This is a genomic window from Pseudomonas sp. NBRC 111140, from assembly GCF_001320885.1.
Taxonomy (GTDB): Bacteria; Pseudomonadota; Gammaproteobacteria; order Pseudomonadales; family Pseudomonadaceae; genus Aquipseudomonas; species Aquipseudomonas putida_P.
Window position 1 is genome coordinate 17,611 of sequence record NZ_BCBQ01000029.1, and the last position, 16,179, is coordinate 33,789.

Annotated in this window: 13 protein-coding genes; 3 read left to right on the top strand and 10 right to left on the bottom strand. The window is 63.8% G+C overall.

Annotated elements, in window-relative coordinates; translation table 11 throughout:
- Positions 1 to 6 precede the first annotated feature (6 nt).
- From APH42_RS11850 to APH42_RS11885, 8 genes are all read right to left on the bottom strand, one after another.
- Positions 7 to 2,382 (bottom strand): RND family transporter, encoded by a 2,376-nt coding sequence (locus APH42_RS11850; protein ID WP_041166422.1) that lies wholly within the window; start codon positions 2,380 to 2,382, stop codon positions 7 to 9.
- Between the two features lie 20 nt (positions 2,383 to 2,402).
- The gene (locus APH42_RS11855) at positions 2,403 to 3,431 is read right to left on the bottom strand and encodes a YCF48-related protein (RefSeq protein WP_060493352.1); all 1,029 of its coding nucleotides are present in this window, start codon (positions 3,429 to 3,431) and stop codon (positions 2,403 to 2,405) included.
- Positions 3,432 to 3,615: 184 nt separating this feature from the next.
- Positions 3,616 to 6,273, bottom strand: coding sequence for an aminopeptidase N (gene pepN, locus APH42_RS11860; RefSeq protein ID WP_060493353.1), 2,658 nt, complete (start codon positions 6,271 to 6,273; stop codon positions 3,616 to 3,618).
- A 13-nt stretch (positions 6,274 to 6,286) separates the two neighbouring features.
- Entirely contained in the window at positions 6,287 to 7,117 is an 831-nt protein-coding gene (locus tag APH42_RS11865; protein ID WP_012271219.1) for a DUF2797 domain-containing protein, read from the bottom strand.
- Positions 7,114 to 7,374, bottom strand: a complete 261-nt coding sequence (locus APH42_RS11870; protein ID WP_003260154.1) for a YeaC family protein — start codon at positions 7,372 to 7,374, stop codon at positions 7,114 to 7,116. Before APH42_RS11870 ends, APH42_RS11865 begins: the two co-directional genes overlap by 4 nt.
- Before the next feature lie 13 nt (positions 7,375 to 7,387).
- Complete coding sequence (locus APH42_RS11875) at positions 7,388 to 8,290, bottom strand: rhomboid family intramembrane serine protease (RefSeq protein ID WP_060493354.1); 903 nt, start codon at positions 8,288 to 8,290, stop codon at positions 7,388 to 7,390.
- Positions 8,287 to 9,258 (bottom strand): metallophosphoesterase, encoded by a 972-nt coding sequence (locus tag APH42_RS11880; protein ID WP_060493355.1) that lies wholly within the window; start codon positions 9,256 to 9,258, stop codon positions 8,287 to 8,289. Before APH42_RS11880 ends, APH42_RS11875 begins: the two co-directional genes overlap by 4 nt.
- Positions 9,258 to 10,148: an NAD(+) kinase gene (locus APH42_RS11885; protein ID WP_012271216.1), complete on the bottom strand. Its 891-nt coding sequence runs from the start codon at positions 10,146 to 10,148 to the stop codon at positions 9,258 to 9,260. Before APH42_RS11885 ends, APH42_RS11880 begins: the two co-directional genes overlap by 1 nt.
- On the opposite strand from APH42_RS11885, the gene APH42_RS11890 reads away from it, so the two are divergent.
- The gene (locus APH42_RS11890; protein WP_060493356.1) at positions 10,147 to 11,169 is read left to right on the top strand and encodes a DUF1853 family protein; all 1,023 of its coding nucleotides are present in this window, start codon (positions 10,147 to 10,149) and stop codon (positions 11,167 to 11,169) included. The two genes, APH42_RS11885 and APH42_RS11890, sit on opposite strands and share 2 nt — an antisense overlap.
- Before the next feature lie 136 nt (positions 11,170 to 11,305).
- Positions 11,306 to 11,851 (top strand): cytochrome b, encoded by a 546-nt coding sequence (locus tag APH42_RS11895; protein WP_012271214.1) that lies wholly within the window; start codon positions 11,306 to 11,308, stop codon positions 11,849 to 11,851.
- Here the strand turns inward: APH42_RS11895 and APH42_RS11900 are convergent.
- Together APH42_RS11900 and APH42_RS11905 are read right to left on the bottom strand one after the other, a co-directional pair.
- Entirely contained in the window at positions 11,842 to 12,735 is an 894-nt protein-coding gene (locus tag APH42_RS11900) for a 1-aminocyclopropane-1-carboxylate deaminase/D-cysteine desulfhydrase (protein WP_060493357.1), read from the bottom strand. The genes APH42_RS11895 and APH42_RS11900 overlap by 10 nt on opposite strands.
- Positions 12,736 to 12,831: 96 nt before the next feature.
- Positions 12,832 to 14,868: an NADPH-dependent 2,4-dienoyl-CoA reductase gene (locus tag APH42_RS11905; protein WP_012271212.1), complete on the bottom strand. Its 2,037-nt coding sequence runs from the start codon at positions 14,866 to 14,868 to the stop codon at positions 12,832 to 12,834.
- Positions 14,869 to 15,060: 192 nt separating this feature from the next.
- Here APH42_RS11905 and APH42_RS11910 point away from each other — a divergent pair, with 192 nt between their 5' ends.
- Positions 15,061 to 16,179, top strand: coding sequence for a nitrilase-related carbon-nitrogen hydrolase (locus tag APH42_RS11910; RefSeq protein ID WP_012271211.1), 1,119 nt, complete (start codon positions 15,061 to 15,063; stop codon positions 16,177 to 16,179).

Below are 16,179 nucleotides of genomic sequence, written 5' to 3' on the forward strand. Positions count from 1 at the left end.
TGCCATTTAATGGGCGAAAATCGACCCACCCTCCTTGCCCACCATTTTTTCAGGCTTGATGAGGAACCGCGCCAGGGCCGGCAGCAGCCAAAGCGCGCCAAACATGTTCCACAGCAGCATGAAGGTCAGCATCAAGCCCATGTCCGCCTGGAATTTGATCGCCGAGAAAATCCAGGTGCACACGCCGATGGCCAGGCACAAACCGGTGAACAACACCGCTTTACCGGTCGAACGCAGGGTCTGGTAGTACGCTTCCTGCAACGGCAAGCCGGCGCGCAGGAAGCTTTCCAGGCGGCTGTAGATGTAGATACCGTAGTCCACGCCAATTCCCACACCCAGCGCCACCACCGGCAAGGTCGCCACCTTCACCCCGATGCCCATGTAGGCCATCAGTGCGTTGCCCAACACCGACGTCAGCACCAGCGGCAGCACGATGCACAGCGTGGCAGCGAACGAGCGGAAGGTGATCAGACACATCACTGCCACGCAGATGTACACCAGGATCAGGATGGTCAACTCGGCTGACTTGATCACTTCGTTGGTCGCAGCCTCGATCCCGGCGTTGCCCGCTGCCAGCAAGAATTGCAGGCCCTCCTTGTTGTGGCTGTCGGCAAACGCCTTGGCCACGGCGGTAACCCGCTCCAGGGTTTCAGCCTTGTGGTCGTTGAGGAACACCAGCACGGGTGCCAGTGAGCAGTCGCCGTTGTACAGGCCGTCGGCACGAGCAATGGAGTTGTTGAGGATGTCCGGGTTACGCGACAGGGTTTCCCATTTCAGGCTGCCCTCGTTCATGCCCTTGATCACCTGCTTGGACACGGTCACCAGGGAAATAGCCGACTGCACGCCCGGCGTGTTCTGCATGGTCCACATCAGCTCGTCGATCGGTGCCATGGTCGAGTGGACAGAGCACTTCTCCGACGGGGTCTTGACCATGATCACCAGCACGTCGGAGCTGGTCGAGTAGTTGCTGATGATGAAGTTGTTGTCCTGGTTGTAGCGTGAGTCAGGGCGCAACTCCGGCGCGCCCTGGTCGAGGTCGCCGATCTTCAGGTTCTGGCTGTACCACAGGCCACCGGCGAAGGCGACCAGTGCCAACAGCACCGAAACCGGCGCCACCTTGGCACTGGCAAAGTTCGACAACAGCCGCCAGAACGGGTGCTCGCGCGTCGCGTCCTTCTTGCTGCGCTCGATGGCCTTCTTGCTGATGCCAACGTAGGAAATGGCCACCGGCAACAGGATCAGGTTGGTGAACACGATCACCGCCACGCCAATGGAGGCGCCGATGGCCAGCTCGCGAATCACCCCGATGTCGATGATCAGCAAGGTGATGAAGCCCACCGCGTCGGCAAGGATAGCGATCATCCCCGGCAGGAACAGCTGGCGGAAGGTACGCCGTGCCGCGGTCAGGGCGTTGTCGGCGTCACTCGACTGCAAGGCAATACCGTTGATCTTCTGCACCCCGTGGGAAATACCAATGGCGAAGATCAGGAACGGCACCAGCATCGAGTACGGGTCCAGACCAAAGCCCACCGCATGCATCAGCCCCAGCTGCCAGACCACCGCCACCAGGGTGGTGATGAGCACGGCGATGGTGCTGCGGATACACCAGGTGAACCAGTACAGCAGTACCCAGGTGATGGCCAGCGCGACGCCGAAGAACATCGCCACCATCACCAGGCCATCGATCAGGTCACCGACCTTCTTGGCGAAGCCGACGATGTGAATTTTCACATTGGGGTTTTGTGCCTGGAACTTGTCGCGGACCTTCTCTTCAAGCAGGTGCGAGAACTGTTGGTAGTCCAGTTTCACCTGTTTGCCTGGGTCTTGCGGGTCGGGATAGCTTTCCAGCAGCGGTACATCGACGATGCTGGACTTGAAGTTGTTGCCCACCAGGCGCCCCACCTGGCCGGACTTGAGCACGTTGTCACGCAGGGTGTCGAGGCTGTCCTGCGAGCCGTTGTAGGTGTTGGGGATTACCTCGCCACCGGAGAAGCCCTCTTCGGTGACCTCGCTCCAGCGCACACTGGGGCTCCACAGCGACTTCAGCCCGGCACGGTCGACACCGGGGATGTAGAACACTTCGTCATGGACCTGGCGCAGGGTCTCCATGTAGTCCTTGTCGAAGATATCGCCGTTCACCGCCTCCACCGAGATGCGCACGGTGTTGCCCAGGTTGGCCAGGTCGTTGCGGTGCTCCATCATCTGCTCGATGAATGGGTGCTGCAGCGGGATCATCTTCTCGAAGCTGGTGGACGGGCGAATCTGCGTGGCCTGCCAGAACAGGAAAATGCTGACCAGCACGCACAGGGCGATGACCACGGGGCGATTGTTGAAGATCAGGCGTTCAAGCAGCGTGGCCTTGTCCTGGTGATGCGGGTGCATGGTAATGCTCTCCCTGCTGGTCATCGGCTCACCCCCTCGGCGCCCTGGGCATCAGCCAGGTGTACGCCACCCTGCCCCACCAACAGCAGGCCGCCGTTGGCCAAGCCACTGACGCCGGCCAGGGCGATGCGGTCGGCACGGTTGTACACGCTGAAGGTTTGCCCATCATCGGTGCTGCGCAACACACTGCCGCCATTGCCGACCAGCACCAGGCTGCCATCATCGACAAGCGTAGCGCCTGCCAGGCCGAATTCGAGGTTACCGCGTGCGGCCTTGAGTTCGATCGGCTGCCAGCTGTCACCGAAGTCGCTGGAGCGGAACAGGTTGCCGCGCAGGCCGTAGGCCAGCAGTGTTTGCGGTTTGGCGGTACCGATCACGCCGAACAGCGAGCCCTCGTAGGGGCCCTGTACCTTGGCCCACGTCTGGCCGTTGTCGGCGGAGCGGAACATGCCGCCCTGCTCGCCGACGATGAACAGGCCGGCTTCGCGCACCCGAGCGATGCCGTTCAGGTGCAACTGGTCGGGGTTGTCCAGCCGCTCGGCCACGTCTTGCCAGTGCTGGCCACCGTCGGTGGTTTCCAGCAAGGCGCCGTAGGCCCCCACGGCAAAGCCGTGCTGGGCGTCGAGGAAGGTGACATCGAGCAAGGGGGCTTCACGGGCGAGGTCTTCGTATTGCTTGCTCCAGGTCGCGCCGCCGTCGCTGCTGGTGAGGATCTGCGCGTCATGGCCGACTGCCCAACCACGCTTGTCGTCGAGGAAGTACACCGCCGTGAGCAGTTGCCGGGTCGGTACACGGGCTTGGGTCCAGGTGCTGCCCTGGTCATCGGAGAACAGGATATGGCCACGATCACCCACCACCACCAGGCGCTTGCCAGCATGGGTGGCGCCGATCAACAGGCTTTGGCTGGCCTTGGCCGATTCGGTGGAGTATTCGTCGGCCCCGGCGGCCTGGGCACTGTCGGCCCACACCCCCAATGCCAGTGCCAGCACTGCGCTGGCCGCCCATGGCCAGGCACCACGCCTGGCTGGCGCCTGTAGCTGTTCCCTCATGACTGCCCCCTGTTGTGTTCTTGTTGGTGGGTCAATGCATTGCAGGTACTGCGAAAAGCCTGATCTAGAGGCCTGCAATAGCTTGAGGGGATCGTAGCGGGGATGTTTGCGGGAATACAACGGGCGGGGTGTTATGTTTTGTTATCCGGGAATGCAGGGGGCTGCTGCGCAGCCCCCTTGGCCCTTAAGCCAGGCTCTTGCTCACAACCTCGTACACATCACTGGACAGCTCACCAGAAGCGAGAATCCGCTCCAGCTCACCTTTCATCAGGGCCTGGCGCGCCTCGTCATACTTGCGCCAGCGGGTCAGCGGCGCCAGTTGGCGCGAAGCAATCTGCGGGTTCAGTGCATTCAGCTCGATCACCAGGTCCGCCAGGAAGCGATACCCCGAGCCATCGGCCGCATGGAAGTTGACCAGGTTCTGACCGGCAAAAGCACCGATCAGCGCACGCACCTTGTTCGGGTTCTTCAAGGTGAACGCCGGGTGCTGCATCAGCGCCTTGACCCGCGCCAGCCCGCCCGGCAAGGCGCTTGCCGCCTGCACGCTGAACCACTGGTCCATGACCAGCGGGTTGTCCTTGAAGTGCTCGGCAAAGGCTTCCAGCGCCTTGGCACGCTCGGCTTCGAACGGCGAGTTGACCAATACTGCCAGCGCGGTCAGGCGCTCGGTCATGTTGTCGCAGTGCTCGAACTGCTCCAGGGTCGCTTCCAGCACCTGCGGCTTGCCGCTCTGCATCAAGTACGACAGGGCGATGTTCTGCAAGCTGCGGCGGGCAAAGTGCTCGGCAGACGCCACATACTCGGTGCTGCGCGACACTTCTCGGTTGGCCTGATAGCGCGCCCACAGGGCGTCGAACAGTTGCTCGGCGATCTGCTGGCGGGCGAATTCGCGGGCGGCGTGGATGGCGTCCACATCGGCCACCTGGCTGATCTCGGTGAGGTAGGCCTCACCCGGCAGCGAGAGCATTTCGGCAACCATGGCCGGGTCCAGCGACTCGTTGCCGAGCACGGTGCCCAGGGCGGTGATCAGGCGCTGGTCGAGCTTCAGCGCTTCGCCGCGCTGATGCTGGCCGATCAGCTCCTGCAACACCTGCACCGACAACTGCTGGCCCGCTTCCCAGCGGTTGAAGCCGTCGCTGTCGTGCTGCATCAGGAACATCAGCTGGTCGCGGTCGTAGGGGAAGCTCAGCTTCACCGGGGCGCTGAAGCCACGCAGCAGCGATGGCAGCGGTTTGGCCTGGATGCGCTGGAAGGTGAAAGTCTGCTCGGCTTCGGTCACCGACAGCACGCGGCTGGTGCCCTGCGCCGTCGCTTCACCGGCCAGTTGCAGCGGCAGGTCGTTGCCTGCGGCGTCCAGCAGGCCCAGCTCCACCGGGATCACGAACGGCAGTTTTTCAGCCTTGTCCGGGGTTTGCGGGCAGCTCTGGCGGAACGTCAGGCTGTAGGTCTGCGCAGCGGCGTCATAAGCTTCGCTGACCTCCAGGCGCGGGGTGCCGGCCTGGCTGTACCAGCGTTTGAACTGGGTGAAATCGACGCCGTTGGCATCTTCCATGGCCTTGATGAAGTCGTCGGTGGTCACCGCCTGGCCATCATGGCGTTCGAAGTACAGGTCGCTGCCCTTGCGGAAGCCTTCGGCACCCAGCAAGGTTCGCACCATGCGCACCACTTCGGCGCCCTTCTCGTACACGGTCAGGGTGTAGAAGTTGGAAATTTCGATGAAGCTGTCCGGGCGCACCGGGTGGGCCATGGGGCCGGCGTCTTCGGCGAACTGGTGGGTGCGCAGGTAGGCGACGTCTTCGATGCGCTTGACCGTGCGCGAGTTCATGTCGGCGCTGAACTCGGCATCGCGGAATACCGTGAAGCCTTCTTTGAGCGACAGCTGGAACCAGTCACGGCAAGTGACACGGTTGCCCGACCAGTTGTGGAAGTACTCGTGGGCGACCACGCCTTCGACGCGCTGGTGCGCGGCATCGGTGGCGGTCTCGGCACGGGCCAGCACACAGCTGGAGTTGAAGATGTTCAGGCCCTTGTTTTCCATGGCGCCCATATTGAAGTCGTTTACCGCGACGATCATGAAGATGTCCAGGTCGTATTCACGGCCATAGACTTCTTCGTCCCAACGCATGGACTTCTTCAGGCTGACCATGGCGTGGTCGCACTTGTCGATGTTCTCGGGTTCAACATAGATGCGCAGGATCACGTCACGGCCGGACTGGCGGGTGAAGGTGTCCTCTACGCACCACAGGTCGCCGGCCACCAGGGCGAACAGGTACGCCGGCTTCATGAACGGATCTTCCCAGGTCGCCCAGTGGCGGCCGTCTTCGGCCGGCCCGCTGCCGATCGGGTTGCCGTTCGACAGCAATACCGGGTAGCGATGCTGCTCGGCGATCACCGTGGTGGTGAACGTGCTCATCACGTCCGGGCGGTCGAGGTAGTAGGTGATCTTGCGGAAGCCCTCGGCCTCGCACTGGGTGCAGAACATCTTGCCCGACTTGTACAGGCCTTCCAGCGCGGTGTTGCTCTCGGGGTGGATCTTCACGCTGGTGTCGAGGGTGAACCGCTCGGCCTTGGGGTGCAGCGTCAGGCTGTCGGCTTCTAGCTGGTAGTCGCCCGCCTGCAGTTCCAGGTCGTCCAGCGAGGCCCGCAGCAATTCCAGCTGCTGACCGTCGAGCACCAGTGGCGGCAGGCCGGCACCGCGTGCCGGGTTGCGGCGCATGACCAGTTGCGCGTGAACCAGGGTGTGGTCCTCGAACAGCTCGAAGGTCAGGTGCGTCTCGTCGATCAGGTACTCGGGCGCCTGGTAATCCTTGAGGTAGATCACTTGCGGTTGTTCGGTACGCATGTGCAGGTCCTTTTTACTGGAGCACGGCCAACTGGTAGGCCGTGTACTTGCGAATGTTGATCACACCGGTGTCGAAGATCAGGTACTGGCCCTTGATGCCCAGCAGCGTGCCTTCGGCCACCGGGTCCTTGTCGAGGTTGAAGCTGACGATCTTTTTCGGGTAGGCCTCGACCGGGTACTTCATCTGCACCACTTCGGCATCGGGCAGCGGCTGGATCGCTTGCAGGCCAAAGCGCCCCTGCAGCTCGCGCAGGCCGTCGGCGCAGGCATCGAAGATCTGCTCGCGGATGGCGGGCAGGTCGAGCACCTCGGCGTCGCCCTTGAGCAGCGCACGCCAGTTGGTGCGGTCCGGCACCTGACTGCGCAGCACGTCTTCGACCAGGCCCGACTGCTGACGAGTAGCCACGCGCATGATCGGCAGGGCCTGGCTGGCACCCTGGTCGAGCCAACGGGTGGGCAACTGGGTGGCGCGGGTGATGCCGACCTTGATCCCCGAAGAGTTGGCCAGGTAGACCACGTGGTCGGTCATGCAGAACTGTTCACCCCACGACGGTTCGCGGCAGGTGCCGGCGTCGTAGTGGCATTTTTCCGGGGCCATGATGCACACGTCGCACTGGGCCAGCTTGGTCATGCAGGGGTAGCAGTAACCCTGGCTGAAGCTGGTCTTGGTGCGCTTGCCGCAATGGCTGCAGTGAATGGCGCCGAGGTATTCCAGGCGCAGACGCTGGCCGATCAGCGGGTTGACCGGCACCTGTGTGTCATCCAGGCGGAAGCTGTACTGCACCACCGGCGCCTGCAGGCTTACCGCCATTTTGCTCAACGAGCCACGAGCGAGTTCGATCAATGTACCGAGTCCGACTTGAACAGAATGTTGGCGATCGGCGCGGACTTCGATGCGCATTCCTGCGGGCCCATGTAGCCGGTACGCTGGTCTTCAGGCAGGTTTTTCATTTCCCAGGCGATGACCGCCTGCAGCGACAGCTCTTTCTGCTCGGCAGTGAGCTTGCGGCCATCCGACCATTTGCCGATTTCCACGGCCAGTTTCAGGCTCTCGTAGATTTCCGGGGTGATGTTTTCAATCATTTGCGCGAAAGTGGACATACAGTCTCCTGATTCAAGCCGACAGTTTACGCCGGGCCAGCGCCCCACCCAAGAGCCCGGTCAGGCATCCGATGAGCAGCCCGCCGACGTGGGCGGCATTGGCGATCTGGCCAAGGCCGAGGGTGCCGACCACACCGGTCAGGCACACCACCAGCCAGATCAGCATCATCACCAGCACACCCTTGGGCAGGTTGAAGTAACGGTTGGGCGCCAGCCACTGGAACAGCCACACATGCCCGAGCAGGCCGTACAGCACGCCGGACAGGCCGCCAAACAGGCTTGGCCCGCTGGTGTAGTGCTGGGCCAGGTTGGAAACCAGGCTGAACAACAGGGTCAGGCCCAGCAGCATCCAGGGCCCTTGGCGCAGCTCGATGCGCTTGCCCAGCTCCCAGTACCACAGGCTGTTCATGGCCAGGTGCAGCACGCCGAAATGCAGCAGCATGGGCGATACCAGGCGCCACCACTGGCCTTCGTCCAGGCTTTGCGCCAGCGAGCTGAAGTACAGGTAGTCGCCCTGGACGCGGAAGTCGAGGAAAGTGAACCAGCTGATGGTGGTGAAGTTGTCACCCAGGCTGGTGAGGCCGGCGACAATGAAGCACAGCAGCAGAGTGAGGGTGGTGACCTTGCAGGCTTTGGCTTGTTCTACCAGGGAGGGTTGTGCGGGGCTATTCGCGGCGGTTCGGCGCCCCGACAAGCCCGCTCCCACAGGGTCCTGTGCAAGTTCGAGGTCGGCGTTGCCGTCGGGGTAGCGCTGGTACAGCTGTAGCACGTCTTGGGCCAGGGTATCGGGGGCCCAGAGGACCTGGGCATCGCCCTCCTCGCTGACCCGGTGTGGCACCTGCAGGCGCTGCAGCAGGTGAACGAAGCCGCTGAGGTCGACCGACAGCGGCAGGCGCATCACTTCGATAATGTTCATTGGTTGGCCTGTGGGCGGTCGACGTCGACCCAGACGAACTTGTGCGGGTCGATGCGGGTTTCATCATCCAGCCGGTAGGCGGCCAGCTTGCCGTAGAGCACGGCGCTGTAGTCCAGGCAGGCCAGGTTGGCGCGGATCGGCGCCGGGCGGCCGCTGCGCCAGTAATGGCCAACGAACAGCAGCGGCTCGTCTTCGTCATAGCGCAGCAAGGCGTTCTTCTGGCTGTGGCTGAGCGGGGTACTGGCCACCTCCGCGGGCAGGGCATCGGGCTGGAACACGATGTCGCCATAGGTTTGCGGGTCTTCTTCCCAGAACTTGGTGCGGAAGAACGCCCGGGTCAGGCCATCACCGCCAGTCAGGGTCAAGCCGTCCGGCAGGCGCATGTCGGTACCGCGCAACAGGCGGTTGCACACGGTGTCGGCAAAACTGCCGCTGACCGCCGAAGCCTGGATGAAATGTTCATCGATGCGCCCGTCGGGGTATTGCTGGCGCAACGGCTCGATCAGGCGCGGGTCCCAGCAGGCGTGCACCAGGCGGAAACGCCCAGCGTCAACGAACAGCGGCAGTTGGTAGAACCAGTTGACGAAGTCGTGCCAGTCGCCGGGGTGGTGGGCGAACTGGGTCAGGGTTTCATCGATCAGCCGGGCATGGCGTGGCGTGTGTTCACGTACATAGGCCTTGCCGCTGCCGGGCAGCGCCGGGGTCACCCAGCCCAGGGCGTTGTACTCGTGGTTGCCCATGATGCAGAACGCCTGACCGGCTTCGACCATGTCGTGGACGATGTGCAGCGCCTCGCGGATACGCGGCCCACGGTCGACGATATCACCGAGGAACAACGCCTGGCGTCGCGGGTGGCGCCACACGCCGGCCACGCGCTTGTATCCGAGAGTCTCGAGCAGGCGTTCAAGGGTCAGCGCACAGCCGTGCACGTCACCGATGATGTCGAAACTTCGCGCCGGATCGAACATCAGTCGTCCCTGCTCCCCAGGCGGCTGCCCCACCCCAGCTTGGTGCGGCAGACCTCGTAGTAATTGTGGTCCAACGGGTGGATCAGGCGCAGTTTCTGCGGTTTCTTGCTCACCGTGATGGTGTCGCCGGGGGCGCAGGTGAAGTGATTCTGGCCGTCACAGGACACCTGCGGGTAGATCTGCAGGTCCTTGGAGACCACGATCTTCAGCTCGCTGTTGCCATCGACCACGATCGGCCGCCCCGACAGGGTGTGCGGGTACATCGGCACGATCACGATAGCGTCGAGCTTGGGGTGCATGATCGGCCCACCGGCCGACAGCGCATAGGCGGTGGAGCCGGTGGGGGTAGCGACGATCAGGCCGTCGGCCTTTTGGCTGCAGACGAACTGGCCGTCGATGTAGATCTCGAACTCGATCATGCGCGTGGACTTGCCGGGGTGCAGCACCACGTCGTTCAGCGCATCACCCTGGCCGATGGCTTCGTGGTGGCGGCGCACCTCGGCTTGCAGCAGGAAGCGGTTTTCTACCAGGTAGTGGCCATCGAGCACCTGGGCGACCTTCTCTTCCAGCTCGTCGGGGCGGATGTCGGTGAGGAAGCCCAGGTTGCCACGGTTGATGCCCAGCACCGGAATGTTGTGCCGGGCCAGGGCACGGGCAGCACCCAGCAGGCTGCCGTCGCCGCCGACCACGATGACCAGGTCGCAGACCTCGCCCAGCAGCTTGCGGGTGGAGGTTTGCAGGCCATGGCCAGGCAGCACTTCGGCGATGGTGTCCTCGAGGATCACGTGCAGGTGGCGATCGAGGAGAAATTTTTTCAGTCGGCGAATGGTGTCGAGCACCTGCGAGCTGCCAAGGCGACCGATGATACCGATATTGCGAAATTGCTCCATGGGGCTCCTGCGAGGCTCTGCGGCGGGTGACGATGCGCCGATTATGGGCGAAAGCACCGGGCAGCGGCAAACCGGCTATGCTCGCAGGATGACGCCATTCACCTTGCTCCAAGACCTGCCCCGACAATTGCAGCGCCCCGCCGTGCGCGATTTGGCCTGGGCCCTGCTGTCGCCGCCACTGCTCAGCGCCCCGCCCTGCCCCCAGCGCCACCCGCTGGCAGGCAGCCTGTGGGCGCAGCAGCCACAACGCCTTGAACAGTGGTTGCGCGGGCTGGATGACGACGACCGCCCGTTGCGCGAATGGCTGGCGAAACTGGGCAGCCGGCGCCTGGGGCATTACTACGAACGCCTGTGGCAATTCGCCCTGGGCCAGGCGCCGGGCATCGAACTACTGGCGGCCAACCTGGCGATTCGCGACGGCGGGCGCACCTTGGGCGAGCTGGACGTGGTACTGCGCGACGGCGACGGCGTACACCACCTGGAACTGGCGATCAAGCTGTACCTGGGCCCTGAAGGCGGCGGGCTCAACCCGCACACCTGGCTGGGCCCAGGCTGCCATGACCGGTTGGGGACCAAGCTTGCGCACCTGGCCGGGCACCAGTTGCCCATGTCCAAGGGCGCGCACAGCCGCGAGCTGTTGGCCACGCTGGGGGTTGAGCAGGTGCAGGCCCATGTATGGCTGGGCGGCTATCTGTTCTATCCGTTGCCTGGGCATGCCGAGCCACCCGCTGGGGCCAACCCGCAGCACTTGCGCGGGCGCTGGGTGCGACGGCGGGACTGGGAGATGGCAGAGGGTGAGCATTGGCAGCCGCTGCAGCGGCATGCCTGGCTGGCACCGGCGCGGGTCGAAGCAGGCGAATGCTGGACGGTGGAGCAATTTGCGGCATGGTTGCATGTGCTGGAGCGGCAAGCGCCGGCACAGTTGCTGGTGAGGTTGGAGCAGGCGGGTGATGGTGTATGGCAGGAGGTGGAGCGGGTGTTTCTGGTGGCTGACAATTGGCCATTTTTACCCGAGGCATGATGTCGCCCGTTAAAAAGGCCGGTGCAGGCAACACAGTTTTCACAGACCCAGCGCAAAGATTTGTTCCCGGTAACCTTTACAGTGGTACCTGAGCGCCAGCAAGAGCGCCATTCCGACCTGATGACGAGGACCGATCATGGTTTCATCCACCCCCGCGACCCATTACGCACGCCTGTCCATCGCCCTGCATTGGCTGATGCTGGTACTGCTGGCCGCTGTCTACGCCCTTATCGAACTGCGTGGCCTGTTCCCCAAGGACAGCGCCGAACGCAACCTGATGAAGGACCTGCACTTCATGCTCGGGCTCAGCGTGTTCGTACTGGTCTGGCTGCGCCTGGCCATGCGCCTGAGCCGCCCGACCCCGCCCATCGTGCCCAAGCCGCCAGCCTGGCAAACCGGCCTTGCACACCTGATGCATTTGGCGCTTTACCTGCTGATGATCGGCCTGCCGCTGGCCGGCTGGCTGATCCTCAGCGCCGCCGACAAACCGGTGCCGTTCTTCGGCCTGGAACTGCCGCACCTGATCGGCCCGAATCCGGACCAGGCCAAGTTCATCAAGGGCTGGCATGAACGTATCGGCAGCTGGGGCTACTGGCTGATCGGCCTGCACGCACTGGCCGGGCTGTACCACCACTATGTTCAGCGCGACAATACACTGTTGCGCATGCTGCCCTACAAGTAACCGCGCCGGCCCTGCAGGCCACCTGTGTGGACGAAGATCAGGCGGCTGCCGGGCGTGAACAGCCCGGCAGCGACCTGATTACGCAGGGCCAGCAGGGCCTTGCCGGTGTAGAGCGCTTCGAACGGCACCCCAGTGTGTTGCTCGCACTCGGCAATGAAGGCCAGCAGTTCATCGTCGAACTTGCCGAAACCACCACGGCAGGCGTCGTGTAGCTGGTAACCAAGCGTGCCGGCCAATGCAGCTACCGTCTCCGGCACACCATGAGCCCTGGGCACGGCAAGTGCGCCATGTACCGCATGTGCCCCCGCCTCGGCCAGCACCAGGCCGGCCAAGGTAGTACCCGTTCCAGCAGCCAGCCACCAGGCGTCGTAGCCCGACCACCCCAGCGTCGCAATTTGCGCCTGCGCCTGCTGCATGATCAGCGCGCAGCCCTGCGCGCCAGCTTGCCCGCCACCGCCTTCGGGGATGCAGTGCCAGCCTGGGTAACGTGCCTGCCAGGGGCCCCAGAAACCGGGCTCGTTGCGTGCGCGGTAGCCGCCATAGCCCAACCAGTGCAGCGCCATGCCCAGCGCCTGCAGGTCACGCACGGTTGGCGTGTCCTGGGCGTGACCGCGCAGCAGGCCGACAGTGGCAAAGCCGAAGCGTTTGCCAGCGGCGGCCAGGGCGTGCAGGTGGTTGGAATGGTTACCGCCGAGGCTGATCAGCCCGGGGGCGTTATCGGCACTGGCCTGATCCAGGTGATGGCGTAGCTTGAACCACTTGTTGCCGCTGATCAGCGGGTCGATCAGGTCCAGACGCAGGATGGCGGCTTCGACCTGTGCGGTTGCCAGCCAAGGCAGATCCAGGCGTTGCAGGGGGGCTAGAGGAAGGTCGAATACAGGCATGGCCGCAGTTTACAGGGATGGACGAAGCGAAAGGTTACGCGATCCTTGTGCGAGCGGCCTTGGTCGCGAAAGGGCCGCGAAGCGGCCCGTGCCCATTCAAAGCTCAGCCGCTAATCGCGACCCCTGGTTGATCGCCCGCTTGGCGTCCAGCTCGGCCGCCACATCCGCGCCACCAATCAGGTGCACCGACTGCCCCGCCGCCACCAGCCCGTCCTGCAACTCGCGCAGCGGTTCCTGCCCGGCGCAGATCACCACGTTGTCCACCGGCAACACCTGCGGCTCGCCGTCCGCCACGCGAATGTGCAAACCGGCATCGTCGATACCCAGGTACTCGACGCTGTTGAGCATCTGCACCCGCTTGTTCTTCAACCCGGTGCGGTGAATCCAGCCGGTCGTCTTGCCCAGGCCATCACCCACCTTGGACTTCTTGCGCTGCAACAGGTAAACCTGCCGTGCCGGGGCATGCGGCTCGGCCTTGATCCCGGCCACCCCACCGCGTGCCTCAAGATGGGTATCGATGCCCCACTCTTTCCAGAATGCGTCACGGTCCTGGCTGGAGGCCACGCCCTGGTGCACCAGGTACTCGGACACATCAAAGCCAATGCCTCCCGCGCCAATCACCGCGACAGCCTTGCCCACCGGCTTGCGCTCGAGCAACACATCCAGGTAGCTGAGCACCTTGGCATGCTCCACACCCGGAATGGCTGGGGTACGCGGGGCGATACCGGTGGCCAGGATAATTTCATCAAAGCCACCCTCCACCAGTGCCTGCACATCGACGCGAGTATTCAGGCGCAGCTCCACGCCCGTGCTTTTGACCTTGTTGCGGAAGTAACGCAGCGTTTCAAAGAATTCTTCTTTGCCCGGCACCCGCTTGGCCACGTTGAACTGGCCACCGATTTCGCTGGCGGCGTCAAACAGGGTCACGGCATGGCCCCGCTCGGCCGCCACGGTGGCCGCCGCCAGGCCTGCCGGCCCGGCGCCGACCACGGCGATACGCTTCACCGCGCGCACAGGCAAGTAGTTGAGTTCGGTTTCGTGGCAGGCACGCGGGTTGACCAGGCAACTGGTCAGCTTGCCGCCAAAGGTGTGGTCCAGGCAGGCCTGGTTGCAGCCAATGCAGGTGTTGATTTCGTCGGCTCGGCCAGCGGCGGCCTTGTTGACGAAATCCGGGTCGGCGAGGAACGGTCGAGCCATCGAGACCATGTCGGCATCCCCCTCGGCCAGCACCGCCTCGGCCACTTCCGGGGTATTGATGCGGTTGGTGGTGATCAGCGGAATGTTCACCACACCGCGCAGTTTGGCGGTGACTTTGCTGAACGCCGCACGCGGCACCTTGGTGGCGATGGTCGGGATACGCGCTTCGTGCCAGCCGATGCCGGTGTTGATCAGGGTCGCACCGGCCTGCTCGATAGCCTTGGCCAGCAGCTCGATTTCGTCCCAGGTGCTGCCACCCTCGACCAGATCGAGCATCGACAGGCGGAAGATGATGATGAAGTTCGGCCCTACCGCACCACGCACCCGGCTGACGATTTCCACGGCCAGGCGCATGCGGTTTTCATAGCTGCCGCCCCAGCGATCGGTGCGGTGGTTGGTGTGGGCGGCGAGGAACTGGTTGATGAAGTAGCCTTCCGACCCCATGATCTCGACACCGTCGTAACCGGCGCGCTGGGCCAACGCCGCACAATTGACGAAGTCGGCAATCTGTTTCTCGATGCCCGCCTCGTCCAGCTCCTTGGGCTTGAACGGGTTGATCGGCGCCTGGATCGCGCTAGGCGCCACTTGCCGTGGGCTGTAGGCATAGCGCCCGGCATGCAGGATCTGCAGGCAGACCTTGCCACCGGCGGCGTGCACCGCCTCGGTGACGATGCGGTGCTTGTCGGCCTCTTCCTCGGTGCTGAGCTTGGCCGCGCCGGAATACACCCCGCCTTCATCATTGGGCGCGATGCCACCAGTGACCATCAAGCCAACGCCACCCCGGGCGCGCTCGGCAAAGTACGCGGCCATGCGCTCGAAACCACCGGGGCGTTCTTCGAGGCCGGTGTGCATCGACCCCATCAGGGTACGGTTGCGCAAGGTGGTAAAGCCTAGGTCCAGCGGAGCAAGCAGGTGCGGGTAGCGGTCGGCGGCCATGGAAAGGTCCCCTGGTGGCGTGATCACGGTATGCGGGCACCTCACTGGTCGGCGGGGCCCGTCGTTTGTCTGTCAGCGACATTAAACAGCCGTTTGAATTGGCTCAATGATCGAAACTGACAAGTTATTGATCCTGGCATACAGCGCGACTAACCTAGGGGACCCTCACTGTCCAAGGTGCCGTACTGCTTCATGCGAAAACTCCTGGCAAGCGCCCTGGCGCTGGTGATGATCGCCGCGCTTTGCGGCTACGGTTTCTGGACTCAACAGCGCCCGGAAGGCCACTACCTGTCCGACCTGCGCATCGAGTTGGCACTCAACCATGGCGTGCCGGGCGAGCATGGCAACCTGCTCGGTGTGGAGCCGCTGCTTTACCCAGGCGACTACCAGAACCTGCAACGCCTGCACCGCAAGCTCGCCGCTTACCTGGAACAAGCCCGAGCCCAAGGGCTGGTGGGCCCACGCACGGTGGTGGTGCTGCCAGAGCACATCGGTACCTGGTTGTGGGCGCGCGGTGAGAAAAACGAGCTGTACCAGGTCACTCAGAGCCGCGAGGCTCAACAATGGCTGGAGCTAAGCAACCCGCTGCGCTACGGCCTGGCCATGCTTGGCGCCGACGGCGACGACTGGCGTGCCGATGCGCACCTGCGCATGAAGGCCGAGCAGATGGCCGCAGACTACCAGCAACTGTTCGGCGGCCTTGCCAAGGAGTTTGGCGTCACCTTGGTGGCCGGCTCGATCGTGCTGCCCGAACCCTACGTGAAACAAGGCGTGCTGCATGCCGGCCGTGGTCCGCTGTTCAACAGCAGCGTGGTGTTTGCCGGCGACGGCTCGCTACTGGGCCAGCCCCAACGCCAGCAATACCCTGACAGTGAAATGCGTCGCTATGTCCACGACGGCCGCCAGCACCCGCTGCAAGTCGTGCAGACTCCCGCCGGGCGCCTGGGGGTACTGGTGGGCAGTGACAGCTGGTACCCGGAAAACCACCAACAACTGGCACAGCAAGCAGTACAGCTGATCGCCAACCCGGTGTTCCTGAGCGGCAAAGGCAGCTGGGAAGCGCCATGGCGTGGCAATCGCCACCAGGAGGCCACCGCTGGGCTGGCCCTGCAACGTGGCGAAGTCAGCGAGCAGAACGCCTGGCAGCGCCTGACCGAGGCAGCCGGGGCCGGCGTCAGCAGCATGAGCGTGTTCATGCGCGGGCAGTTCTGGGAACAGGCCAGCGACGGCCAGGGCTTTGCCCGCCAGTCGGGTGAACTGCTGGCGGGTACTCCTAGCCATGGCGCCCGCCTGCTGAACCTGTGGCTGTAG